The following is a 24,344-nucleotide window of genomic DNA, read 5'->3' as shown; positions in this document are numbered from 1 at the left end:
ATTAATTAATGTAAAAACAATCATTTACAAAAGCGATTTGTTGGTTTGCAGTTAGTTTTTCTGTGTTTTTAATGATTATTTCTATGTTTATAAACTTATCACCCGCTTTTAAAATATTTGATAATTCTGTTTTTGCATTGGTTGCACCAAACAATAACACATTATTATAATTTAAGAGTTCATCTCGCAATTTTATATAAAACTCGTTTTGCATACCTTGTTCTTTATTATGCGAATGAATTTCTCCTTTTTGCAAAATTTTCTCTTTTTCAAAATTATTAAATTCTGATTTTATGGTTTTTATTGTTGTGGCACTATTTGTATATTCAATAATATTTGCCGTAAAATGATCCATATAAATGGCTATTTTTTTTATTGTTTCCATTAAGATTAGATTTTAAAAGTTATTGATAAAACTTGGGTGAGTTGGAGCATATTTTCGGAGTAAATCCTGTAAAGATTCATAATAATCTTGCAGAATTTTGATGTTTATTTCCGGAGTTACAACATCAGGTATTGTGATTTGCATTTCGTTTAAATATTTCATTAACTCTGGAAATTCGTTCCGAATTGTCATGGTCATTTTTAAAATATTTTCGCTAAGTTCGGCTTCTGTTTTCATATTTTTTTATATAAAAAATTTAAAAAGCACCAAGTATAATTTGGTGCTTTTTAAGAATTAAAAATTAACCAAAAACTAAATTCTTAAGTCTAAATTTATAATTAAACCCAATTAATGTTTTCCTTTTTTATTTCCTTTTCCATTACCATTCCCATGATTATTCCCATGATTATTGCCATTATCATGACGCACTTTGTTACCTCTAGATTTTTCCCAATTGTTACCACTTTTATAATATTTCATTTTATGTTTTTTGTAATGAGAATAAGGTCTTTGTCCATGATAATCATTCAGAACAACCACATAACCTGTGTTTAAATTATAACTTCTGTAACGGCTTGGCAATGATGCCGAACGAATCCAGACACCTCTGTTTAAATATATAAATTGCGATTGATGAATGTCATAATACGAATTGATATCTGGTAAATAATAGTATTCTTCTGTTGTAACTACTGGTCCCCAAACTGGAGGCGCACCAATATTTACATTTACAGAAACTTGTGCTTTCGAGAAACTAAATACTAATAGAAATGTTCCTAAAATAATTATTTTTAATGTTTTCATTTTTCTTAAATTTATTAATGATTATTACTTCTACAAATTTAGTATTAGATATAACGTGAAATGTTATATAATTCATATCTAAAGTTGTAAAATTATTAGCAAAAAATAAAACATTTAACTAAATTTTAGTTTTTTTTATCTAATAATAATTTATTTTTCGCTTCTGTTTCCTGCTTTTATTAAAGGGCTTTTTAATAAAAAATGCCAACCATTTCTGATTGACATTTTTAATTTTATACTTTAATTTACTTTCTAAAATTTATTCTTTTGCTTCTTGATTTTCTCTGCTTTTTGCTCCAATTCTGTTTACTTTAAACATTGGTGCTAATTTAAATTTAATGGAAGCAATTTTTCTATTATCCTCAGATGATAAACCTTCTTTTTCAACAGTATTCTTTCTAGTATCTAATGCTTCATACATTAATTTTATTTCATCATAATCTTCTCTAGTAAAGTCGGCTTTGTTATCTTTATAAGATTGAAAAAAATTATCATAAACTTTTAGAATGTTGTCTTTATTTACCCAGGTAAAGCTCATGTCATTACCTATTTTTCCCGCTCCAAATAATCTGTCTCTTAACAGTTGTGATGGATTTCGTTTTCCTGTTGTAGCAACATCTTTTGAGACTGCTTCTTTTTCAACTTTATATTCCTCATATTTAGCATTAGAAGCATCTATTTTTTCTTGAGATTTTGTTTTTGAATCTTCATCAAGATTTGTTAATGCATCATTTGCATTTGCCTTTTTAGTTTCGAAATCTTGAGAAATTCTGTCCCAATTTGCTTCTCTATCACCTGCAGAAACAGTTTTTAAAGAATCTACATAACTTTCTAATTCGCTAATTTTTTTATCAGCCATTTCTTTTTCCTTATTTTTACAAGATACCATTCCTAATAGAATCATTGAAAATAATCCGAATTTTAATACACTCTTTTTCATAATAATTAAGTTTAGAAAACATTTAATTAAGTTTAAATATTTAATGTAAATCTAGCCTCTCATAGAACTTATAATGTTATATAATTTATTTCTTTAGTTGTATAATTATGATGAAAACAAAAAAATGGCTGTCAATTCTTAACAGCCATTTTAAGCAAAAACAAAACTGATTTTAACTTTTATTTTTCACGAATTTACATTCTATCCATATACCAATTCAATTCTTTTTTTATTTGTTTCAATTTAAAAATGGAAGAAATTATTTTTTGCAATCTGAAAAAAGCGGTTTCACTTTTCACAACATAATCAAAAGCATCATGATGAATACATTGCACTGCTACTTCAATTTTATCTTGACTAGAAAGCATAATCACAGGGATTTCTGCATCAAATTTCTTAATTTCATCTAATGTTTGAAGCCCATTTATAGCGGTTTTTTCAATTCCATCTAAATGAAAATCTAAAATTACAACATCTGGTTTTTTTGATAAATTGGCTAAACATAGTTCTCCTGTTGCAAAAGTTTCAATTTCAAAATCGGCGTGATCTAAAAATTGAATTTCTAATGATTTTAAGAAAACGGCATCGTCATCTACTAGAAATAATTTTATTTTGTTATCGATTTTCATCAGTAGGTTTATTTAGGTTAATCAATTCTAATTCAAGTTCCGCACAAGCTTTTGTACATACATTTTCAAGTTGTAGAATTAACTTATCCAAATCTTTAGTCAGTTCTAAACTATGAGCATATTCTTGGATCTTCATAGCCACTTCAGTTATTTCAGGATTTATTCCCATTATAGCAAAAGAAGGTATCATTTTATGAACTGTTGAAGCCAACAATTCCCAATTTTTATCTGTAAAACTTTTTTTCAAAGAAGTTACAAGTGGCGGTGTTTGCTTTAAATATAATGAGATAATTTCAGACATTAATTTCGAATTTGATTTGGTTAATTTTACCAAATAACTCATATCGACATATCGTATTTCTTCGGTTTTTATATTTCCATTTATTTTTTTCTCAATAATCAATACTGGTTTTTTCATAATACCAATAAGTTTACTGTATAATAATCGTTCATCAACGGGTTTTGAAACATAATCATTCATACCAACTTCTTTACATCTAGCCACATCAACAGTTGTAACATCAGCCGTTAAAGCAATAATTGGAATAGTTGATTTCATTTCTTTTCTGATATATTCTGTTGCTTCAAAACCATTCATTTCAGGCATTTGCAAATCCATTAGAATAATATCAAAAGCTTTTTCTTTTAATTTTTCGATAGCGATTTTTCCATTTGAGGCGATTTCACATTCAAAACCAAAATCATCTAAAAGGGTTTTCATAAGTAACTGATTCAGTTCCATATCTTCTACCACCAAAATTTTTATATCTTTTACATCCGTATTTAATTCTAACATTTCAGGTTCTAAAACGGCTTCTGCATTTGTTTTCTTAAAATCTAAGACAAAACTAAACGTAGAGCCTACATCCAATTTACTTTCCACTTCAATTTTTCCTTTCTGACCTTCAACTAATTGTTTTACAATCGCTAAACCTAAACCTGTTCCACCGAAAATTCTTGAAGTTCCGCTTGTTGCTTGTTGGAAATTTTCGAAAACTTTTTCAATTTTAGTGTCTTTAATACCTATTCCTGTATCGGTAACAGAAAACTTAATGGTTACTTTTTCTTCATTTTCATCAACTAATTTAACGCTTACTGTAATTTTTCCTTGATTGGTAAACTTAATAGCATTGCTTAATAAATTAAGAATAATTTGATGCAAACGAACTGGATCACCAACTAAAACTTCTGGAATATTTTCGTCATAATTGGTAATTAATTTTAAGTTTTTCTCCTGAATTTTTGTTTCAAAAAGATGCAACATAGCCTTAATTGATAGATTCAATTTAAAAGGAGTTTTTTCAAACGTCATTTTTCCTGCATCCACTTTTGCCAAATCTAAAATATCATTAATCAAAACAATTAGCGCATCGCCACTCATTTTGATGGCTGTTAAATATTCTCTTTGCTTGGCAGTAAGTTCTGTTTTTAGTACCACTTTTGTAAAACCAATAATGGCATTCATTGGAGTACGAATTTCGTGACTCATATTAGACAAAAACTGTTGTTTTGATTTTACCGCTTCTTCTGCTTTTTGAGTCGCACTTTCAGCAGTCAGTTTCGCTTCTTCAGCAATACTTGTGGCTAATTCTGCAAAAATTTTAGCTTCAGTTAATTGTGTTTCTAATATTTTTTGCTCTGTAATATCTCGGGCAACCAAAACGGCTCCAATAACATTTCCTTCTTCCGATTTATAAATTGAACCATTAAACAATACTTCTGTAAGTTTATGATCTTTAATAATAAGTGGGAAATCTGCTATAAAACCTTTAGAAAAAACTTCTTCATAACTTTCTTTAGCTTTACATGTATCAGTAAAATAATCAATAAAATTAGAACCTATTAGTTTATCTTTAGACACGCCAGTGGCTTGAACCGTTGCTTCATTTGTATCTGTAACTTTTCCTTCTGGACTGATGGCAAATAAGGGATCACGACTCGCTTCAATAATACTTAATGAATATTGAGAAGCCAATTTTAGCGAATTACTATAAACTTCTAATTCTTTATTTTCAATTACTCGTTTTTCTTTTTCATCGTTTTGAAAAGCTAATTCTATATCCGCAATAACTAATTCATCTGCTCGATTTTGTTTTTCACCTGATTGAAAAAGCAACTCTTTATTTGCGATTATTAACTCATCAGCGCGATCTTGTTTTTCACCATTTTGAAATAATAATTCTTTATTTGCAATTACTAATTCATCTGCACGATCTTGCTTTTCTCCAGTTTGAAATTTTAATTCTTTATTCGCAATGACTAATTCAGCCGCACGTTTTTCTTTATGTTTATTTTGAAGCTTTAATTCTTTATTTGCAAGTAGTAATTCATTGGCACGTTTTTCTTTTTCTTCATTTTGAAAAGCCAGTTTTTTATTCGCAATTACTAATTCCGCTTCATTTTTTTTAGATTTTGAAATATTAATAAAAGAAGAAAGCGAACATTTTTTTTCTTGAAACAAAATGGTTTGAAAGGAAACTAAAAACCAAAATTGTTCTCCTCTTTTATCTTTTAAAACAATTTCAACATCTTTTATAACTTCATTTTTTTCTAATTCTAATAATTTTTCTCGAAATTCAGATGTAACTAGACTTATTTCAGAGGGTGTTTTTCCAATAATTTCATCCTTATTATATCCGAAACAATGCAGAAATGATTTGTTAGCAAATTGAAATTTTTCGGTTTCAACTTCTATTACAGTCATTCCAATTGCGCTATATTCAAACATATCAAAAAACAAATCATCTGATTTGGACATTTTGTATTCTGATTTTATTAATTTTTCCATTTTATGTAATTAAAATTATTCTCCAATTTCTTCAATTGGATTTCGTCTTTTATCTTTCAATTGTTTAAAATGAGAAGGAGAAAGTCCGGTTACTTTTTTAAATTGGCTAGACAAGTGCGCCACACTACTATATCCCATTTTCCAAGCAATTTCTGTAATATTTAGCTCGTCATAAATCATCAATTCTTTCATCCGCTCAATTTTGTGCGAAATAATAAATTGTTCTATCGTTGTACCTTGAACTTCAGAAAATAAATTGGCGAGATAAGTATAGTTGTGATCTAGTTTTTCTGACAAATAATCAGAGAAATTAATCTTAATTGGTTCTTCGGTATGGTGCACCATTTGAACAATGATATTCTTTATTTTTTCAATAAGAATGGCTCGTTTGTCGTCCATCAACTCAAAACCAGCATCAATTAGTCCCGTTTTGAGTAATTGTCGTTTTTCTGGAGTAATGTTTTCCATAATTTCGACCACTCCCAAATCGACCATAATAAAATGTAGTCCAAGTTTTTTGAGCTCATCTCTAACCGCCAATTTACAGCGATTACTAACCATATATTTTATATATAATTTCAAATTATTGTCATTTACAGATTTACCAAAGGTGCTTAAATAGAAACCAAAAACGTTATAAAAATTTAACTAAAAGTTATATAATTCATAGGTTTTAGAAATATAATATTATGAATTTCAATAAATTATATTTTTGTGAAGTTACCGTTTTATATTTGGTTATTTTTTATTTTTTGTATCAAGACAAAAGAAAAATCTTTAAATTTGAGGAAACACATTCTCTTATGATAGAAAAAACGGACCAACGCCAAATCATATTCTCTCATCTCGACGGATTAGTCACCGCACCAGTCGCTTATTCATTATTAAAAAGTGGCATTTTAGATACGATTTTATCCCAAAAAAGTATTAGTCTCTCTGCATTAACACAGCAATACAAAGCCAACGAAGGTTATTTGAATGTAGCATTGCGTACTTTGGCATCACAGGGATTTTTAGACTATGTGATTAATAATAACACTAACGAAGTAATGGTTAGTACCAACGATAAAAGTGCTTATGCCTTTTCCCTTTTTCCATTGTATGAAGATGTTGTTAACGTTTTAAAACAAACTGATTTGTTTACTTCGGTACATATTGAGACTAAATTTCTGAATCAATTAGGGACCGTTTTTAATAAATATAAAAATCATTATGGGATTACTTTTTCGGAAAATCCTAAAGAAAAATCCTTACAAGAACAAATTTTAGGTCATATTGAAGGTTATTTGGTTGGTCCTATTATTGTAAGTTTGGGAATGACGGGTATGTTTCATAAGTATTTTATGGAAACGTCTTTCAGCCCCGAAGAATTTCACAAAGAACCTCAAGTGTTTAAAATCATACTCGAATTCTTTACTCATTTGCAATGGTTTACCCAAAAAAATGGTAACTATCAATTTACCGAAACAGGCTTGTTTTTTGCCAAACGTGCCAGCGCTTACGGCGTCACTGTTTCCTACTTGCCGATGTTTAAACACATTGATGATTTGTTGTTTGGCAATCCATCTTTATTGAGAAATGTTGGTGTTAATGACGATGAACTCCACGTAAACCGAGAAATGAATGTTTGGGGTAGTGGTGGCGCACATACTACTTATTTTAAAGTTATTGATGAAATTATAATAGCACTTTTTAACAAACCTATTCAAGAACAACCCAAAGGTATTTTAGATATGGGCTGTGGCAATGGCGCTTTCCTACAGCATATTTTTGAAGTGATTGAAAGACAAACTCTCCGTGGTAAGTTATTCAATGAATATCCGTTGTTCTTGGTTGGTGCTGATTACAATCAAGCGGCTCTAAAAGTCACTCGTGCCAACCTAATTAAATCCGATATTTGGGCCAAAGTGATTTGGGGAGATATTGGCGACCCGAAGCGTCTCGCACAGGATTTACAAGAAAATTACAATATAGATCTTAAAGATTTACTCAACGTAAGAACCTTTTTAGACCACAACCGCGTCTGGGAAGCACCAACGACTAAAAATAAAAACAGAGTAAGCACTTCGACAGGGGCTTTTACACACCGAGGAGAATACATTCATAACAATGAGGTAGAAGACAATTTGCTAGAACACTTCAATAAATGGTCTCCGTACGTACATCGGTTTGGCTTGTTAATGATCGAATTGCATACCGTTTCTCCACAACTCACTGCTGCGAATCTAGGCAAAACCGCTGCCACGGCTTATGATGCTACCCATGGATTTTCGGACCAATACATTGTAGAGATTGATGTGCTGAATAAAGTTGCCGCTGAAGCTGGGCTTCTACCCGATCCGCAGTTCTTTAAAAAATTCCCTAATACGGATTATGCGACAGTGAGTATTAATTTATTAAAAGGCTAAAAAAGACTTCCTGTACAGATAAATGAGGTTTAGCATTAAAAGTAAATTCATCAACTACTATATTAAGTTATTGTATTTTTAGATGCAGATAAATTATTTAATCATTTGAAAATTAAGTAATTATAACTAACTTTACTTAAATAAAAGTTTATTTATATGGAAGATACAAAGAAAACGCTAACTGTTCTTTCGTTGAAAATGAAAGTACGGAAGAAGGCAAACTGGAAGGTTCACTTTCAGGGATAACTGAAGTTGATTTTCGATATGAAGAAAATAGAAAAAATATCGCATCCGCTCCAGTTGGATATGAAAAAACTAAGGAATAATTTGAAACCCTTTACACTAAATTATAGTCGTGATTGGTTTGATAACACAAATTTAAAAAGTTCTTTAGTTTGATTGATACAACATGAAATGAGATTTCATTTTCAGGATTTTTCTAACGATTCACTTAATACTATTGTCATGAGCGAAAATGTTTTAACACTAATTGGCTTTTTGGTTCTTTTAGCAGGGGCTTCTGTAGTCTATTATATTTTCTTAGCAGACCATCATAGTCACCATCATAACAGACACCATCATCACCAACATTAAATACAGTATCTTGTTTTAATGTTTTGAATAAGTTTATTATTTATTTGATTTTCCCTTATCTGCAAATAGAAAAAGGGGTTAGTTAGTTGATACCCGCAGGTACTGTATTCTTAGGAGGAAGTGCTTGCGGGTATTTTTTATTTACTTTAAATATGAACCAGCTCTGCTCCTTCGATTCTTTTTCCTAACAGAGAAAATGTAAACAAATTATTTTCAGAGTGTTTGGTTAATATTTCGTAATGTCTATTTATAGTTCATCAATCTTATGCCACAATAACTTATCATTGATAATTTTTTTTATTTTTTCAGAAGTTCTTTAACTGCTACTTTAATTTGAGCATCGGTTCCGTTAAGGATTTCTTCGTAAGGTACATCAACTTTAATATCTGGATTCAGTTGTTTGTTTTCAAGAGCTTCCTTCTCTCCCATGGTATGAAACGCAATCATTGGAATTCCGAAAACCATTGTCGGATCTATTTGTGTTTCCCACCAAACGGCAGTCATTGTTCCGGGTACCGGCATTCCGATGAGTTTACCAATTCCTTTGGCTCTGTAAGCAAATGGAAAACCATGCGCATCAGAATAATTTCCTTCACTCATTAATACCGCACTTGGCTTAAACCATTTGTCGGCTGGTTCGCCTCCTTTAGATTCAAATCCATAAGGGTGAAATGTGGCATATTGTTTTCCGTTTAAAAAGTTAGATAAGTCTTCATGTAACCATCCGCCCCCATTGAATCGTGTATCTACAATTAGGGCATCTTTATCTATATTTCGTCCTAAAACTTCATCAAATACTTTTCTGTAACTCGGGTCGTTCATTCCCTGAACGTGAACATAACCCACTTTTCCATTACTTAGTGAATCTACCATTTTTCGCATGGTGGTGGTCCAACGTTTGTACAATAATGCGGTTTCTATATCTTGCGAAATAGGTTTTACGGTTTCTTCCCAGCTTACTTTTTTAATTGGGTCGTAAAGGCTCAGCAATAGATTTTTACCTGCTTTTCTATTCAGAAGTCCATTCCATTCTGTATTGGCTGTAATTTCTGTTCCGTCTATTTTTTTTATAATGTGTCCTTTTTGTATTTTACTTTTAGCATTTGCCAAAGGTCCTTCTTGTATTACTTCTTGAACCAACAAGCCATCTTCTTTCGATTTTTCATCATAAAACAATCCTAAACTAGCGGTTTGATCACCATTTTCTGATTGTGGTTTGTAGCGACCTCCCGTGTGGGATGCATTGAGTTCTCCCAATAATTCACTCAAAAGGATTTGAAAATCGTAATTGTTATTAATGTGGGGTAGAAATCTTGCATAATTATCTCTATACATTTCCCAGTCGATACCATGAATTTTTGGATCGTAAAATTTATTTTTTACCTGACGCCATGCATGATTAAAGATATAGGTTCTTTCGGCTGATTTATTAAGAAGCATTTCATCTTTTATGACTACGGGAGTTAATTTAGCTCCTTCAATTTCAATTTTAGAAATGTTTCCGTCAGCTAGAACAACCAGCATTTTTCCGTCCGCACTCAAAACCAAATCTCCTTCTTTGGAGTTTGTTTTGGCTAGTAATTTTAATTCTTTGGTTCGGGCATCTAATTCCCAAACATTGTATTTGTCTTCATATTTAGCCATAAAATAGACTTTACCACCATCGGCAGTCATTTGAAATGAAGATAAATCAACCGAGCCTGGAGTCAGTTTAACTTTACGATTATCAATATTGGTTAGCTCTAAAAGAAGCGGTTTTATTACTTCTTTTTTATCAGTGCTTTTCTTTTCTTTTTCGTCTTTCTCGTTTTTTTCTTTCTCTTCCTTATCCTTTTTTTCTTTTTCGATCAGTAGCGCATATTCGTCTTTATCTAATTTAAAGCGGTCAAATTCTTCTGGATCAAAAAACATAGCGTAAATATCAACATCACCCTCCCCAGAGTTTGCTAAAGATCTTTTTCCGTTTTTGTCAGTCAGCCAAATCAATGCCTTTCCTTTTAATGCCCATTGTGGATATCCATTATAAAATCCGCTATTGGTAAGGTTAATTCCTTTTTTGTCGCTATTTGCATCATATAAAACCAAATTACTTTTACCAAAATAACCTAGCGCATTCTCAGCTACAATCCATTTGCTATCAGGACTCCATGCAAAATGCTGGTCGCCGTCGCGATAAGAGAAATTCTCTCCGTATGAAATAATGGTTCTAGTTGCTTTTTTTTCGAGGTTGTATACTTTTAAAACATTTCTGTCTTCCAGATAGGCAATTTCTTTTCCGTCGGGCGATACAACAGGTTGAAAATCATCTTTCTTACCATTAATTACCAATTCTTCTGAAACCAAGGTAGCGTTAAAAAAATAAGGTTCTTCTTTTCTGACAAGAGTGGCTTTGTAAATATCCCAACTGTCTCCTCTTTCCGAAGCATAAAACAGGGCTTTGCCATCTAATCCCCAGCTTAACGAACGCTCCTGAGCTGGTGTATTGGTAATTCTTTTTGTCAGACTTTTATCGGTTGCCGTTACAAAAACCTCTCCCCTAAACACGAATGCTATTTCTTTTCCGTTGGGAGAAAGTGCTATTTCGGTTGCGCCACCATTTACTGGAATTATTTGCTCTTCGTTTCCTCTGATATCGGCATTAATTCTAATCGCTAGTTTGAATGGTTTTTGACCTTCTTTTACCGTGTAAATTTCTCCATTCCAGGTAAAACACAGTAAATCCTCTTTAGAGCGGCTGAGTTCACGAACTGGATGCTTTTCAAAAGTAGTCAGTTGCACCTCGTTTCCGTTGGCTAAATTTCGTTTGAATAGGTTTTGGTCCCCTTTTTTCTCGCTTAAATAATAAATAGATTGCGCATTGGCACTAAAAATAGGCTCTCTGTCTTCGCCTTCAAAATCGGTGATTTTAGTATAGCTTTGTTTTTTTAAGTCGTATTCCCAAATGTCTCTGGTTACCGAAGAAGTATGTCTTTTTCGCCATTCGTCTTCATATCCTTTACGGTCTTGAAATATTATTTTTTGTCCTGTATTATCATAATGTGCATTTTGAATTGCTGCCGATGAAATTAAAATACTCCGTCCTCCTGAAACTGGTACACTATAAAGCATACTAAAAAATCTTTTGGATGGAAATCGTACAGACTCTTTCATGCCATTTCGTGGCGACGAAAAAATAACTTCCTTACCGTCAGGACTGAAATCCGTGGGATAATCATTTCCTGAATATTGTGTTAATCGTTTGGCTTCACCGCCTGTTGCCGGCATTATAAACACATCAAAATTTCCATAACGATCACTTGCAAATGCAATTTTTGTACCATCCGGACTCCAAACCGGAGTCGCATCATAGGCTTCATTCAAAGTGAGCGGTATTGCCACACCACCTACTGTTTCTACTTTGTAAAGATCTCCTTTGTAACTAAATACAATTGTTTTTCCATCGGGAGAAATGGCGGGATTTTTCATCCATAAAGGAGTGATTTGAGCAGAAATAGACATAGATAAGCCAAATATGGCCAATAAAGTGGTACACATTTTAAACATAAAAAAAAGGATTTTTTGTTAGTAAAAAAATATTATAGTAGGCAATAACCTTAAAACAAAGCTTTGAATAATTTGAGTGTCTAAAGATACTGAATAATTTTACTTTGTTAGGTTTTTTCTGTAAGTAAATTATTGTAAAAATTGCTTCGCAAATGAATTTATATATAATAAAGTGAGTCGAAAAATTTAGTGCAGTATAAAAACAAAAATTATAATCTTTCTAAAAAATTTATTCTATTCTGTCTATTTATTAGTTCGGTTTGTAAATTTTCAATCTGTTGAAGTAAGGTCATTATTGTGTCAATGCCTTCAAGGTTAATTTCCAATTCATAATGCAGCCTTATCATTTTCTCAACTTGTGCAAGCTGTTCGTGTGGAAAGTATTGTTTTTCTTCTACAACAATAATCTCAATCATTCCATAATCGTGCAGACCTGTAATAAAAGTCATGTTTATATCGTGGTGCAGACAAAATTGGTCAATCAGTATTAAGTTTTCATTACTCATAGTTTCTTAATTTTGATAGTTCGGTAAATAATTCTTTTTCTTTATCAGTAAGGTTAGTAGGAAGCTTTATGTTATAAGTGACGTACAAATCTCCAAAATTTCCTTCTGATTTATAAACTGGAAAACCTTTACCTTTTAATTTGACTTTTGTACCTGTTTGTGTTTCACTAGAAACTTTCAGTTTCACTTTGTCATCAAATGTATTTACTAAAATAGTCCCTCCTAATAATGCAGTATAAAGATCAATATCAACATTTGAATACAAATTGCTGCCATCTCTTTTAAAATTAGGATTATCAGAGATTGAAAAGGTAATATATAAGTCCCCATTAGGCCCACCATTAGATCCTGGAGCCCCATGGTCTGCAATTTTTATGACTTGGCCATTTTCTATTCCTGCCGGAATAGTTATCCTTATATTTTTACCATTAACTGTTAGGGTTTGTTTTTGTGTCTTATAAACGTCAGTCATGGATAAATGCAATTCGGCATTGAAATCCTGTCCTCTGAACTTTGCCTCCCTGCTCCTTCCGCCCCCAGCTCTTCCGTACATAGACTGAAAAAAATCGGAGAAATCATCTGAAACATCCGAATATTGCTGCTGTCTTCCTGTCCCTTGATATTGATTAGAATTATACCCTGATTTTTCAAATTCTTCAGCATGCTTCCAATCTTTACCATATTTGTCATATTTTTTACGGTTTTCGAGATGGCTTAAAACTTCATTGGCTTCATTTATTTCCTTGAATTTCTTTTCAGATTCCTTATTATTTGGATTTAAATCAGGATGGTATTTTCTGGCGAGTTTACGATATGCCTTTTTAATATCCGCTTCAGTAGCTGTTTTGTCTAGCTCGAGAATTTTATAATAATCTATAAATTCCATAGTAGCAGTTTTAAATTAGTATGGAGTTAAAATATGCCATTATTTTTACTTTTGAGATAAATAAAAATGTAATTTATGCTATATCAAACATAAAGATAATTCATTATAAAATAAAAATGCTATAAATTTAATCTGTAATGATAGAAATTTTCTGATTATTTGGTTCCCATGATTAAGACTTATTAAAAAGATATGATGACCAAGGGTTCTACTTACAATTTATACTTGTTAAATAAAAGCTACTCCAAAGAGCAGCTTTTATTTAGCACTAACACTTATTTGTATTTAATATTGAGGCTTATAATATTAGAAATCATATTAGTAGTCTTTGTATAATGACCATACCGCAACTCCAGTGTATTGAAATGCTTAATACCAAAGACACCTTTAAGCGGAGTAAGTTTCATACCTATACCAAAGAAATTGCTGTTAAATTTAGATAAGTCATAATTACTCGTGTAAAATTTCTCACTACCTGTATGCTCTTCAAATCCTTTGAAATATTTCACACCTGTTTGTGTATAATATCTATAGAATGGGCTTAACGAAAATACTGTAGACAATTTAACAGGTAATTCGATATTGGCTGTATGAGATTTCAATCCCCAATCATCCGAATAAAAGCGGTAATAACCTCTTATGATAAAATTGTCACCCAAAAAATAACTCGCTCTTATTGCTAAAGGTATTTTCAATCTTGCGTCTGGGAGTTTTTCCTGATGTACTGAACTATCCGTGAAATATACCCTGTGAAAAGGAAGGCTCAAATAACCGTTTTGCGTAATTACGTCCGCAAGGAACATTACCTGAAAGTTTTTGTTTACAATTTGCGCGTAACTCAGTGATCCAGCAAAAGTGTTACGTGAAGCTGTTGCGTAACCTTCGTTTGTCCTTAACTCTATTGGCTCAATCAATTTTACCTGATCGAGAAAGGCTTGAAATTTTGCAGTAAATTCACCGTTGCGGTCTTTTGTCTTTTTTGAATAGCTGATATTCCCGCCAAAAGACTGATAATCAAACTCTGTCGATGAAGATATGCCAGCTCCAAAAGTATTTCCTTTTTCTTCATTCTCCATAGTATAACTTACGGAAGGATAAAAACGGATATCGGCAGAAGATGCTGACGTATTAGCACTAAGGTCAACCATATCTGAAGAAGCGGATGTATAGTAGTCAAAGCCTACTTCAACATCCCAAGTATACTTTTTACCCGATTTTCCATATTTTATCAGTTTGACATCGATAGTATTGGAAAGGTCTGTAAGCTCTTCAGAACCTATACCTCCGGTAACCGCTGCATTATTACCATTTTGTGTGTAATAACTTGAAACGAAATTGACTTCTTCAACCTTTAATTTTGTGCTTTTGTATCCTGTAGAATCTGTTGGCGTATTCTGTGCGCTTAACCGTAATATCCCGAGTAAAGCAAATCCTGTAATAAATATTCTTTTCATATTCTGTTATAAGATAGTTAGTTACATCCGCATCCACCGCCGCTTTTTCCTGAATTAGCACCGGAAGCACCCTCACGGTAGGATTGAAAACTTAACTCTGTCTTTTCAATTTTTCGATTGGAAAGTACCATTTCGGAATCATTAATCTTTCCTTTCTGGTATTCTTTTACGGCCGTGCAGGAACTTCCCAACAAGCCAAAAATAACAATACTAAATAGCATTAATAAAGTTTTTAGGTTTGGTCTCTTCATTTCAAGTTAATATTTTTAGAAGTGTAAATCTTATTATCATCATCTATGATTATGCAATATAAATCTGGTATCTGGTTTACGAGAAAAAGTCCCGCTTTTATTCCCATAACAGCAATTGGAGTTGCCATAGCATCAGCAAATTCGGCATTTCCACTAATTACTGTAACGCTTTTAATCCCAGTTATAGGCAGGCCTGTCTTTGGATTTATGGTGTGTGAATACTTTTTTCCTTTTATGAGGATAAATTTTTCATAATTACCCGAAGTAGCTACTGCTTTTCCTGATATTTCAAGATATGAGAAAGCGGAAGTAGGCTGGTTGGGATTTGCAATGCCAATAGTCCATTGTTTTCCGTTGGGCTGCAATCCCCAAGAAGTAAGATCTCCACTTGCGTTGATGATACCACTTTGCACCCTATTTTGTAACAGCTTATTCTTTGCCATTTCAGCAGCATATCCTTTGCCAATACCCCCAAAACCAATACGCATTCCTTTTTCCTTTAAAAAAACAGTACTATTATTCCTATCTAGTATTATATTATTGTAATTAATCAGATATACCATCTTTTTTGCCTGTTCTGGTGTTGGCAATTTCGTCATTGTTTTGTCAAAATTCCAAAGTGTCTTGTCAATGCTTCCGTAGGTTATATCAAATGCTCCTTGGGTAATTTTTGATATCCCAATGCTTCTTTCTATCAAATTAAAAACTTCACTATCCACTTTTACAGGTTGTATTCCCGCATTTTCATTGATTAAATTGGTCTGACTGTCGGCCTTAAATGTGGTAAAAAGTTGTTCTATCCTTTTTATTTCTTCGATTGCAATTTCAATATTCTTCAGGGCAAATTTTTTATCTTCCGCAACAACTGTAACTGTGAAGTTATTGCCCATCAATTTTAAGGATTGCGAATATTTCTGCATCTGCAATATGTTACTTTTTGCTATCACAAATCGTTTTTATTTCGGCCGTCCATTGTTCAGGTGAAACTTCTGGTTTTTCATGCCATGTTTTTAAAACTTTACCATTAGAATCTAAAAGCAGAGTAAAAGGAAAGCTCCCGCCTTTGTTATATATTTCGGCTAAATTTTCGTTTTGTTTAACTTGTTCTGATGTTCCTATATTTTTCTTCTTTCTAGGAAAATCAGCATTTACCAGTACTAAGTTTTCATTTGCCATATCTGTAAATACTTGGCTTTCAAAATAGTTTCTGCGCATCAAAATACATGGTCCACACCAATCTGAACCTGAGAAATTTAATAAGATTAATTCATGTTTTTCCTTTGCAATTTTCTTTGCATTATCAAAGTCAGGCTCCCATTCTATTGGAAGTACTATTAATAAAAAGAATAGTGTAATTATTTTCATTTTTTTATTTTATATATTTACTAAATAACAAATTATTATGTTATCTATTCTCTTTATTTTCTTAAAATTTTATTAATTTAAGTATTTTCATTCTTTTTAAGTATTTTGAATATCTGAAAGGTAACTTATTAAAACTATTATACAAGTAACTATTTTATAGCTCAATTTCTTGTCCCATTAAAGGAACTGAGCAGTCCCAACCATATTTTTCATTTATTTTTATACGAAGCTCATCTGCCGGCTGGTTTTCTCCATGTACCAAAAACACTTTTTTTGGTTTTGTTGTTAATGCTGAAAGCCAATTTAATAAACCGTTCTGATCTGCATGAGCAGACAGACTTTCAATTTCAAGAATGTTTGCCAATACAGGATAATATTTTCCGTGGATTTTAATTTCTTTGGCACCCTCTAACAGTTTTCTACCTCTGGTTCCCTCTGCCTGATAACCAATAATAATTACAGTGGTTTCCGGTAGACCAATGTATGTTTCCAAATAACTTAATACCCTTCCTCCTGTAATCATACCACTGGCTGCAATGACGATTTTTGGCTGTTTATTATAAATGGTTTCAATCGTTTCCTGGTAATCTGAAATCATAGAAAACATATTGCACATACTTGTAAATTCTTCTTCATGTAATTTATGCCAGATTCTATTATTAGAAAAAATATCAAGCACACTTATTCCCATAGGAGTATCGATAATGTAAGGAACATTGGGTATTTTGTCTTCTTCTTTTAGTTGCCATAAAAGATACATTACAGTTTGTGCACGCTCTACTGCAAAACTTGGTAAAATTACTGTACCTCCTTTTCGAATAGTATTATTAATATACATTTCAAGTTCTGCTTTCGCATCAGTTTCAGGATGAATTCGGTTACCATAGGTACTTTCCAGAAAAATATAATTGGCTTTTTCCGGTTTTTCCGGTGGAAACATTAAGACATCATCATCCCTCCCAATATCACCAGAAAATACTAAGGTTTTATTTTCAAGTTTTAATTCAACCGTACAGGCTCCGATAATGTGTCCGGCATTTGTAAAAGTGGCTGTAATTTCTGGATCTAGAGAGATTACTTCTTTAGGCTTTACAATTCTGAAGAATGGAAAAACCTTTTCTGCCTGATCAACCGTATAAAGAGGTTCTGCTATTTCGTGTTTTGAATAATGACCTTCATTTGCCTTGTTGGCTTCTTCCTCTTGAATTTTAGCACTGTCGAGTAAAATTAATTTTGCCACATCTTTGGTTGGCGAAGTGCAATAAATTTTTCCGTTAAATCCTTGATTTACTAATCGTGGTAACCAGCCGCAATGATCCAAATGACCATGGGTGAGTAACACAAAATCTATAGATGAAGGTAAAATTGGTAACGGCTCCCAGTTTAGTTCACGTAATGGTTTTATCCCCTGAAACTGACCGCAATCAATTAGAATCCTAATACCGTTGCTTTCTACTAATGTCTTTGAGCCTGTGACTGTTCCGGCTCCTCCAAGAAATTTAATTTTCATGTTTTCAAATGTATTTACACAAATCCGAAGCTTCTTTTAGAACATTTTTGATTCGATTTGAGCTCAAACCAATTTTTTCTAAATGTTCAGAATTGTTGATTATTTCTTTTACCATAATTACATCCAGAATCAATAATTTGTCTTTTTCGGCTATTGATAATGTGGTTAGGCAAGTGATAGGATATAAATTATTATTATCAATTTTAGTTCTCAAATTATTGTTTTTAGGATAATCCCAACTCAATAGGTTTAAATCAGAGCAATTAGCAAAAGTGACTGCATCTGTTGTGAATCTGTTGTTTGTAACAATCCTGCATTTTGAAATCCGATCGCTGTTTGAAAAAATGTGATGAGGCCTGTCTTTTAAATCGTTAAATCGAGATAAGATATACATTGGGACTTTTACATCAGAATTTGTTTCTCTCACTGCATGAAATTTACACTCTATCATACTTATTTCATTGTTTCTCTTTATAAGAACATCAATTTCATGCGTTATACATTTTCCTTGTAAGGTTAAATTGTTTTTTGTTTGATACCCTTCTGATGCAAAAACAAGAGCCATGTATTTTTCAAAAAAGAATCCTGCAGGTCCTAATAACTGAATTGCTGCTCTTAAATTGTATCGGGCTGCATGAGAGTTTGATGATTTTTTTAATAGCTTAAAAGCCAGTTTATAAATGCGTTTTGTTGAAATTCCTTCATAAATTTCTCGCTCAATAGATGCTAAAACATTTTCAACAATCGATTCGTTTGCTCCTGATTTTAGCAGCGACCTTTCGAGTTTGTCTCGATCAAAATCTACAATATCTCCGGAATGTTTTACAATTTTCATAAGTTCCTTTATTTTGATTCTCAAAGGATAAAGGTATTTTGGATCTGATTATTTCTTCTTATATAATTCTTTTCAAAAGTTATATTATCCATCGATTTCACTTTTTTATTATTTCTAGGTCGGGATATTAATAAATGTCTAAAATTTATAATCTAAAATGACCAAATCATCCCTGCTCCAACTGAAATATAATTAAGATTTATTGGCATTTTATCGCTTCCAATCATAATGTCTCTCGATAAAGAACGGTATCTGATTGTTGGCATAATATCAAATCTATTTACAATGGTGTATGAAAACCCTGCTTCTACTTGCCAGCCAAAGCCATAGTCTGAATTCGCAATTACATTTCTTTTGTAATCTTCAATTTCTATATGATTGTATGTTCCTCCTGCACCAATTACATAATTAAACTTTGAAGATGCTATTGGATAAGTGAATTGAAAACCAAAATTGTAACCTGATTCATCAAATTCACCATTGTTTCCAGCAAAGGACTCTTTAGCAGGGAAAGAATTAAAACTCCAACCTGCAAATGCAGACAAATATTTTTGAAATCGATACGAAATTGTTGCTTCAAGACCATAGCCAATACCATGTTGGGTATCACTAAAATTTTTATTACTAAAATCAATACCAGGTCTGAATGCTATTTTCCATTTCTCTTGAGCCACCGCATAATTTGAGCAACACAACAAAAGAATACAAAGGAATACAGAAACAATTGTCGGGTTTTTAAACTTTTTCATATTCTAAATTTTAAATTAAGATCCTTGTATCATACCCATTTTCAGAAAACTATTTATTTCTCTGCAACTATTTGTTACTATTTATTTTCTTCTTTATGGTCATTTGCATATTGCAAACAGGGCATTTTCCAGGCTTTTCCGAAGTTGTTTTACACATAACACATTCGTACTTATATTTTGCTATTCTTTCATAGCGACAACATTGCTCTAATTTTTTATAAGCTGCATCTGGAGCAAGGTATAGGTCATTATCAAACCCAGCTAAGGCAATTCGTTTTAGGATTTTATTGGCTGTTGTCATTTTAGAATCATAAGTTACAGTCGCTATTTGTGTCTGCAGATTCCAATCGACCTCAGCAATATTTTTCTGGTTTCCGGCTTTTTCAATTTGTGCTTTGCACATAAAGCAGTTTCCATAAATTCTCACCGTTTTCGTCATTGCATTTTTAATCTGGGCAAAACCTGTCAAGCTCAACGTCAAGAACAGCGTTATTAGAAGGATTAGATTTTTCATTTTAATTTATTTAGTGTTATTTTTTAATATTCACTTTTTTGTTTTTCATTTCAGCTTTTTTCTTCTTTTCAAAATAGCCTTTCAATAAAATATTATTTTGAGCAGCTGCTTCAAGTTCATTGAGTCCTTTGGCTCCGGATTCAAGATTTGTAATAGTAGAATCTATAGATTCACCTAACCTCTCATCATCAATCAGTTTAGATAAAACACTATTTTTATTGTTTATTTTAGAAGTAAATCGGGCTAATTGATCTGAACTGGTTTCAAGGTTTTTAAATGTCATCTCAAAACGATTGGCAAATTCCTTATCTGTCATTAATTTGGTCAGCATGTTATGCTCATTATTCATATTTGCCGTAAAAACACTTAATTCATTGGAACTTTTTTGAAGATTCTCAATTGTACTTTCCAGCCTATTTGCAAATTCCTTATCATTAAATATTTTTGAAATTGCTCCTTTATTATCATTAAGTTTTGGAGAGAATAAGGCAATCTCTCTGACGCTGCTTTCTAGATTTACTATCGTATTCTGAATGCTGTTGGCAAAATCCTGATTAGTCATCACTTTGGATAAGATTCCTTTTTTATCATTCATTTTATAACTAAAATCTGACAGTTGCTTTGTGATCACTTCTGCATTAGCGGCACTTCTGTTTACACTGTTCATGATGTCCTCCAACTCTATAGTCTTATTAGATGCAATGATGTCATTATCTTTAACAACTTGTTTAGAGTTGACTCCCGGAGATATTATAAGTACCTTATCTCCTACTAGTCCATCTGAACCAATACTGGCAGTAGCATCCGTTTTGATATACTGCTGTGCTTCTTTCTTAATGAGTAATTTTACTGAAACCAGAGAATCTGAAATAAAATCGATTTTATGCACCGTTCCAATATTAATTCCTGAAAGCCGAACATTACTGCCTACTTTGAGTCCGCTGATATTTTTAAATTCTGATTTCAGACTAAAAGTAGAACCGAACAAATTTCGGTTTATTCCAATAAAATAAATTGCAATTACAAACAAGATGAGTCCAAAAACTACAAACAACCCTAATTTCCATATTCCTATTGATTCTTTGTCCATTGCTCAAAAATTTAAGTTAAAAAAGATCTAACCCATTTATCATTACTATTGCTAAGCGATTCATAGTTTCCTTCTGCGTGAATGACTCCGTCTTTTATAATCATTACATTATTTCCTGTGAGTTTGGCACAAGCTAAATCATGTGTAATGATTATAGAAGTTGTTTTGAATTTCTTCTGGATTTCCAATATCAATTCAATGATTTCCCTTGAGGTAATTGGATCTAAACCAGATGTGGGCTCGTCATATAAAATAATTTCAGGTTTGATAATTAATGCCCTAGCCAGACCAACTCTTTTTCTCATCCCACCTGATAATTCTGAAGGCATTTGATTAATAGCTTCTGCAAGTCCAACATTTTCAAGTGATTCTACAACTGAACTTTCAACCTCATCTGCAGTGAGTTCCTTATTATTGTGTGCTAATGTAAAAGTAAGATTTTCTCTAACGGTCATAGAATCATATAAGGCTCCATTTTGAAATAAAAAACCCACTCTCCTCCTAATTGTATTGAGTTCACTTTCATTTAATTGGGTTATATCAGTCCCGGAAACCAATATTTTTCCCTTGTCTGTTTTTATCAATCCGACTAGGCATTTTATAGCAATTGATTTTCCTGATCCTGATCTTCCGAGGATAACCAGATTCTCCCCTTTTTTTACAGAAAGATTGATTCCTCTCAGAACCGCATTGTTTCCAAATGATTTATAGACATTTTTAAACTCAATAACCGTTTGGTCTACAGTAGTCATCTGATCTTTAATAGCGCTATTTATTTCTTTTGTCATCATTTTTTTTTAGAAAAAGAGATCTGTTAGTTGTACAGCAATCATATCAATAATAAAAATGGCAAGCGAAGCAGAAACTACCGCTGAATTTGCCGCTTTACCTACACCTTCTGTTCCACTGGTGGCATTAAATCCTTTGTGACAGCCAATCATTCCGATAAAAAATCCGAAAAAGAAAGTTTTCAATGTTGCCGGAATAACATCAACAAATTCTAAAGATTCAAATACTTGCGAAAAATACCGTGTCAAATTGACTTCGCCATGCATATTCACACCAATATAACCGCCATAAATACCTATTAAATCAGCATAAAAAACTAAAATAGGAACCATCAGTGTAGTGGCTAAAATTCTAGTGACAACCAGATATCGGTAAGGATTAATGGCAGATACTTCCATAGCATCAATCTGTTCCGTTACTTTCATTGAACCTAACTCAGCACCAATACCTGAAGAAATTTTTCCTGCACAGATTAAAGCTGTAATTACAGGTGCAATTTCTCGTATCAATGAAAGAGATACCATTCCGGGAATCCAGGATTCAGCTCCAAATTTTGCCATTGCCGGTCTTGATTGGATGGTAAGTACCAATCCCATTATAAAAGCAGTAATGGAAACCAAAGGGAGAGATTTATATCCTATAACCCTACATTGTCTGATAAATTCTTTTACTTCAAAATCAGGTCTGAAAATTTCTTTAAAAAACCTTGAGGCAAATAAAGTGATACTGCCTACTTCGATGAATGTTTTTCTTAGATAAATTTTCATCATTTAAATTATTAAATTAACAGTTGTAATTACTTAGAAATAGTATTTTAAAATTTAAAACCGCTTCAAAACAAACCCATAAAAGTGATGGCACAAGTAGGAATGCAGCCATTTTAGAAATTTTAAAAAATTCAATAATGCAAAAAGCGAGGAAAACAACCAAAAGCAAAATTATAAAAAGAGCTAGCGATTGGGCATGGAAATTAAAAAATAATAATGACCAAAGAGCGCTTAAAAATAATTGTATTCCAAAGATTAATATGGTATATTTCTTCATTGATTTGTGTTTTCCGCTTATCCAGATCATCCAGATGGAGATTCCCATTAGGAAATATAAAATTGTCCAAACAGGATCAAAGAAATAAATGGGGAATTTCCAGAACGGTATAACAACTCGATTATACCAGTAATTAGATTCGGGCTGGGTTGAAAATACAGTAACCATACCCACCAATTGACAAGTTAATATCGAGATTACTAATTTTACGGTAGACTGAATATTTTTTGTAGTAGACATAACAAATTACTTTACAGGTTTTCATTTATAATTCATTTGGGCATTTTTCCCCGTTTGCCCAATCATTTATATTACTGAAAGTTGTTTCTGCAATACCAGTTAAAGCTTCTTTTGTTAGAAATGCCTGGTGACCAGTAATCAATACATTTGGAAGTGAGCGAAGCTTATCAAATATTGGATCAATAATGACATTGTTCAGGTGATTGCTAAAAAATATAGGCTTCTCGTTTTCGTAAACATCCAACCCTGCTCCTGCAATGGTTTTATTTCCCAATGCTTCTATTAAATCTTTTGTATTGACAATACTGCCACGAGCGGTATTAATAAAAATGGTTTCTTTTTTCATGATAGAAAAAAGATTCTTATTAAATAAATATTTCGTTTGGCCGTTAAGTGGACAATTTAAAGAAATCACATCCGATTGTCTGCATAAATCTTCCAAAGAAGTATAAGAAATATTAGTCTGTTGTATTAACTCTTCATTAGGCGTAATATCAAAACCAAGTAAATTACAACCAAAACCATTCATAATGTGAGCAAAGGCAGTACCAATTTTTCCTGTTCCTACAATTCCGATTGTTTTTCCATGTAAATCAAAACCAATCAAGTCATCTAAACTAAAATTGTTTTTCTTCATTAATTGCTGTCCCAATATTATCTTTCTATTCAAAGCCATTAGTAAAGCCACACCATGTTCAGCAACAGCATAAGGCGAATAAGCGGGTACATTGGCCACTTTTATACCTAACTCTTTAGTTTTGATAATATCTACATGATCATAACCAACTGAACGGAGCGCTATAAAACGAATACCATAATCATATAATAAATTTACTAGCCCAGCTGAAACATCATCGGATGTGAAAACTGAAACCACATCAGAATCTTGAGCCAACTTAGCTGTATTTTCATTTAAAGCATAAGCAGAGTAAACCAATTCATGCTTACCTTGAGCTGCTTTTTCTAAAAAATGTTTTTCAAAACGATGCGCACTATAAACAAAAATTTTCATGATATAAA

At 32.2% G+C, this 24,344-nt stretch carries 25 protein-coding genes; 2 read left to right on the top strand and 23 right to left on the bottom strand.

The annotated features are described in order from the left end of the window. Position 1: 1 nt before the first annotated feature. The 7 genes from BM053_RS04900 to BM053_RS04870 form a co-directional block, all read right to left on the bottom strand. Positions 2-385: a hypothetical protein gene (locus BM053_RS04900; protein ID WP_091474639.1), complete on the bottom strand. Its 384-nt coding sequence runs from the start codon at positions 383-385 to the stop codon at positions 2-4. Positions 386-397: 12 nt separating this feature from the next. Continuing rightward, positions 398-622, bottom strand: a complete 225-nt coding sequence (locus tag BM053_RS04895; protein WP_091474637.1) for a hypothetical protein — start codon at positions 620-622, stop codon at positions 398-400. Between the two features lie 111 nt (positions 623-733). Further along, positions 734-1,189 carry a hypothetical protein gene (locus tag BM053_RS04890; RefSeq protein ID WP_091474634.1) on the bottom strand — a complete coding sequence of 152 codons (456 nt, stop codon included), beginning with the start codon at positions 1,187-1,189 and terminating at the stop codon, positions 734-736. A gap of 259 nt (positions 1,190-1,448) precedes the next feature. Next, complete coding sequence (locus tag BM053_RS04885) at positions 1,449-2,129, bottom strand: hypothetical protein (protein WP_091474632.1); 681 nt, start codon at positions 2,127-2,129, stop codon at positions 1,449-1,451. A 194-nt stretch (positions 2,130-2,323) separates the two neighbouring features. Next, positions 2,324-2,758, bottom strand: coding sequence for a response regulator (locus BM053_RS04880; protein ID WP_091474630.1), 435 nt, complete (start codon positions 2,756-2,758; stop codon positions 2,324-2,326). Continuing rightward, positions 2,745-5,546, bottom strand: coding sequence for an ATP-binding protein (locus tag BM053_RS04875; protein ID WP_091474628.1), 2,802 nt, complete (start codon positions 5,544-5,546; stop codon positions 2,745-2,747). Before BM053_RS04875 ends, BM053_RS04880 begins: the two co-directional genes overlap by 14 nt. Positions 5,547-5,561: 15 nt before the next feature. Next, a complete protein-coding gene (locus BM053_RS04870; RefSeq protein ID WP_091474626.1) occupies positions 5,562-6,107 on the bottom strand; it encodes a helix-turn-helix domain-containing protein in 546 nt (181 codons plus the stop codon). Positions 6,108-6,349: 242 nt separating this feature from the next. Here BM053_RS04870 and BM053_RS04865 point away from each other — a divergent pair, with 242 nt between their 5' ends. Next, positions 6,350-7,954 carry a class I SAM-dependent methyltransferase gene (locus BM053_RS04865; RefSeq protein ID WP_091474763.1) on the top strand — a complete coding sequence of 535 codons (1,605 nt, stop codon included), beginning with the start codon at positions 6,350-6,352 and terminating at the stop codon, positions 7,952-7,954. A gap of 414 nt (positions 7,955-8,368) precedes the next feature. Beyond that, on the top strand, positions 8,369-8,548 hold the full coding sequence (locus tag BM053_RS12095) for a hypothetical protein (RefSeq protein ID WP_143076464.1): 180 nt from the start codon (positions 8,369-8,371) through the stop codon (positions 8,546-8,548). A gap of 297 nt (positions 8,549-8,845) precedes the next feature. Here BM053_RS12095 and BM053_RS04860 read toward each other — a convergent pair whose 3' ends face one another. The 16 genes from BM053_RS04860 to BM053_RS04785 all read right to left on the bottom strand — a co-directional run bounded on the left by BM053_RS04860 (position 8,846) and on the right by BM053_RS04785 (position 24,336). Next, positions 8,846-12,082: a S41 family peptidase gene (locus BM053_RS04860; RefSeq protein ID WP_091474761.1), complete on the bottom strand. Its 3,237-nt coding sequence runs from the start codon at positions 12,080-12,082 to the stop codon at positions 8,846-8,848. Positions 12,083-12,300: 218 nt separating this feature from the next. Continuing rightward, positions 12,301-12,597, bottom strand: coding sequence for a chaperone modulator CbpM (locus BM053_RS04855; RefSeq protein WP_091474623.1), 297 nt, complete (start codon positions 12,595-12,597; stop codon positions 12,301-12,303). Then, positions 12,590-13,483, bottom strand: a complete 894-nt coding sequence (locus tag BM053_RS04850) for a DnaJ C-terminal domain-containing protein (RefSeq protein ID WP_091474620.1) — start codon at positions 13,481-13,483, stop codon at positions 12,590-12,592. Before BM053_RS04850 ends, BM053_RS04855 begins: the two co-directional genes overlap by 8 nt. Positions 13,484-13,758: 275 nt before the next feature. After that, positions 13,759-14,937 carry a DUF3570 domain-containing protein gene (locus BM053_RS04845; RefSeq protein ID WP_091474618.1) on the bottom strand — a complete coding sequence of 393 codons (1,179 nt, stop codon included), beginning with the start codon at positions 14,935-14,937 and terminating at the stop codon, positions 13,759-13,761. 17 nt (positions 14,938-14,954) lie between these two features. Next, positions 14,955-15,158 carry a DUF4266 domain-containing protein gene (locus BM053_RS04840; RefSeq protein WP_244148507.1) on the bottom strand — a complete coding sequence of 68 codons (204 nt, stop codon included), beginning with the start codon at positions 15,156-15,158 and terminating at the stop codon, positions 14,955-14,957. A 26-nt stretch (positions 15,159-15,184) separates the two neighbouring features. Then, complete coding sequence (locus tag BM053_RS04835) at positions 15,185-16,078, bottom strand: FAD:protein FMN transferase (protein ID WP_244148505.1); 894 nt, start codon at positions 16,076-16,078, stop codon at positions 15,185-15,187. Between the two features lie 40 nt (positions 16,079-16,118). After that, a complete protein-coding gene (locus tag BM053_RS04830) occupies positions 16,119-16,553 on the bottom strand; it encodes a thioredoxin family protein (protein WP_091474612.1) in 435 nt (144 codons plus the stop codon). 154 nt (positions 16,554-16,707) lie between these two features. Further along, positions 16,708-18,063, bottom strand: coding sequence for an MBL fold metallo-hydrolase RNA specificity domain-containing protein (locus tag BM053_RS04825; RefSeq protein ID WP_091474610.1), 1,356 nt, complete (start codon positions 18,061-18,063; stop codon positions 16,708-16,710). 4 nt (positions 18,064-18,067) lie between these two features. Beyond that, entirely contained in the window at positions 18,068-18,898 is an 831-nt protein-coding gene (locus tag BM053_RS04820; protein ID WP_091474608.1) for an ATP cone domain-containing protein, read from the bottom strand. Positions 18,899-19,050: 152 nt separating this feature from the next. Next, the gene (locus BM053_RS04815; protein WP_091474606.1) at positions 19,051-19,647 is read right to left on the bottom strand and encodes an outer membrane beta-barrel protein; all 597 of its coding nucleotides are present in this window, start codon (positions 19,645-19,647) and stop codon (positions 19,051-19,053) included. A gap of 67 nt (positions 19,648-19,714) precedes the next feature. Further along, positions 19,715-20,161: a heavy-metal-associated domain-containing protein gene (locus tag BM053_RS04810; RefSeq protein WP_143076463.1), complete on the bottom strand. Its 447-nt coding sequence runs from the start codon at positions 20,159-20,161 to the stop codon at positions 19,715-19,717. 16 nt (positions 20,162-20,177) lie between these two features. Beyond that, a complete protein-coding gene (locus BM053_RS04805; RefSeq protein WP_091474602.1) occupies positions 20,178-21,251 on the bottom strand; it encodes an MlaD family protein in 1,074 nt (357 codons plus the stop codon). Between the two features lie 11 nt (positions 21,252-21,262). After that, entirely contained in the window at positions 21,263-22,039 is a 777-nt protein-coding gene (locus BM053_RS04800) for an ABC transporter ATP-binding protein (RefSeq protein WP_394332544.1), read from the bottom strand. Positions 22,040-22,048: 9 nt separating this feature from the next. After that, positions 22,049-22,807 carry an MlaE family ABC transporter permease gene (locus BM053_RS04795; protein WP_091474598.1) on the bottom strand — a complete coding sequence of 253 codons (759 nt, stop codon included), beginning with the start codon at positions 22,805-22,807 and terminating at the stop codon, positions 22,049-22,051. A gap of 16 nt (positions 22,808-22,823) precedes the next feature. Next, positions 22,824-23,324 (bottom strand): TspO/MBR family protein, encoded by a 501-nt coding sequence (locus BM053_RS12280; protein WP_091474596.1) that lies wholly within the window; start codon positions 23,322-23,324, stop codon positions 22,824-22,826. Between the two features lie 25 nt (positions 23,325-23,349). Further along, on the bottom strand, positions 23,350-24,336 hold the full coding sequence (locus BM053_RS04785) for a 2-hydroxyacid dehydrogenase (RefSeq protein WP_091474594.1): 987 nt from the start codon (positions 24,334-24,336) through the stop codon (positions 23,350-23,352). Between the last annotated feature and the right edge of the window lie 8 nt (positions 24,337-24,344).

This window comes from Flavobacterium swingsii, assembly GCF_900111965.1.
Lineage (GTDB): Bacteria > Bacteroidota > Bacteroidia > Flavobacteriales > Flavobacteriaceae > Flavobacterium > Flavobacterium swingsii.
This window is presented reverse-complemented; position numbering and strand designations above follow the sequence as displayed.

Excerpts from the sequence above, each read along its gene's own strand:
- BM053_RS04865 (WP_091474763.1), top strand. The coding sequence starts at position 6,350 with ATGATAGAAAAAACGGACCAACGCCAAATCATATTCTCTCATCTCGAC.
- BM053_RS04805 (WP_091474602.1), bottom strand. The coding sequence starts at position 21,251 with ATGGACAAAGAATCAATAGGAATATGGAAATTAGGGTTGTTTGTAGTT.
- BM053_RS04890 (WP_091474634.1), bottom strand. The coding sequence starts at position 1,189 with ATGAAAACATTAAAAATAATTATTTTAGGAACATTTCTATTAGTATTT.
- BM053_RS04850 (WP_091474620.1), bottom strand. The coding sequence starts at position 13,483 with ATGGAATTTATAGATTATTATAAAATTCTCGAGCTAGACAAAACAGCT.
- BM053_RS04835 (WP_244148505.1), bottom strand. The coding sequence starts at position 16,078 with ATGGGCAATAACTTCACAGTTACAGTTGTTGCGGAAGATAAAAAATTT.
- BM053_RS04855 (WP_091474623.1), bottom strand. The coding sequence starts at position 12,597 with ATGAGTAATGAAAACTTAATACTGATTGACCAATTTTGTCTGCACCAC.
- BM053_RS12095 (WP_143076464.1), top strand. The coding sequence starts at position 8,369 with ATGAGATTTCATTTTCAGGATTTTTCTAACGATTCACTTAATACTATT.
- BM053_RS04880 (WP_091474630.1), bottom strand. The coding sequence starts at position 2,758 with ATGAAAATCGATAACAAAATAAAATTATTTCTAGTAGATGACGATGCC.
- BM053_RS12280 (WP_091474596.1), bottom strand. The coding sequence starts at position 23,324 with ATGTCTACTACAAAAAATATTCAGTCTACCGTAAAATTAGTAATCTCG.
- BM053_RS04875 (WP_091474628.1), bottom strand. The coding sequence starts at position 5,546 with ATGGAAAAATTAATAAAATCAGAATACAAAATGTCCAAATCAGATGAT.
- BM053_RS04895 (WP_091474637.1), bottom strand. The coding sequence starts at position 622 with ATGAAAACAGAAGCCGAACTTAGCGAAAATATTTTAAAAATGACCATG.
- BM053_RS04795 (WP_091474598.1), bottom strand. The coding sequence starts at position 22,807 with ATGAAAATTTATCTAAGAAAAACATTCATCGAAGTAGGCAGTATCACT.
- BM053_RS04825 (WP_091474610.1), bottom strand. The coding sequence starts at position 18,063 with ATGAAAATTAAATTTCTTGGAGGAGCCGGAACAGTCACAGGCTCAAAG.
- BM053_RS04810 (WP_143076463.1), bottom strand. The coding sequence starts at position 20,161 with ATGAAAAATCTAATCCTTCTAATAACGCTGTTCTTGACGTTGAGCTTG.
- BM053_RS04860 (WP_091474761.1), bottom strand. The coding sequence starts at position 12,082 with ATGTGTACCACTTTATTGGCCATATTTGGCTTATCTATGTCTATTTCT.
- BM053_RS04820 (WP_091474608.1), bottom strand. The coding sequence starts at position 18,898 with ATGAAAATTGTAAAACATTCCGGAGATATTGTAGATTTTGATCGAGAC.
- BM053_RS04840 (WP_244148507.1), bottom strand. The coding sequence starts at position 15,158 with ATGCTATTTAGTATTGTTATTTTTGGCTTGTTGGGAAGTTCCTGCACG.
- BM053_RS04900 (WP_091474639.1), bottom strand. The coding sequence starts at position 385 with ATGGAAACAATAAAAAAAATAGCCATTTATATGGATCATTTTACGGCA.
- BM053_RS04845 (WP_091474618.1), bottom strand. The coding sequence starts at position 14,937 with ATGAAAAGAATATTTATTACAGGATTTGCTTTACTCGGGATATTACGG.
- BM053_RS04785 (WP_091474594.1), bottom strand. The coding sequence starts at position 24,336 with ATGAAAATTTTTGTTTATAGTGCGCATCGTTTTGAAAAACATTTTTTA.
- BM053_RS04885 (WP_091474632.1), bottom strand. The coding sequence starts at position 2,129 with ATGAAAAAGAGTGTATTAAAATTCGGATTATTTTCAATGATTCTATTA.
- BM053_RS04830 (WP_091474612.1), bottom strand. The coding sequence starts at position 16,553 with ATGAAAATAATTACACTATTCTTTTTATTAATAGTACTTCCAATAGAA.
- BM053_RS04870 (WP_091474626.1), bottom strand. The coding sequence starts at position 6,107 with ATGGTTAGTAATCGCTGTAAATTGGCGGTTAGAGATGAGCTCAAAAAA.
- BM053_RS04815 (WP_091474606.1), bottom strand. The coding sequence starts at position 19,647 with ATGAAAAAGTTTAAAAACCCGACAATTGTTTCTGTATTCCTTTGTATT.
- BM053_RS04800 (WP_394332544.1), bottom strand. The coding sequence starts at position 22,039 with ATGACAAAAGAAATAAATAGCGCTATTAAAGATCAGATGACTACTGTA.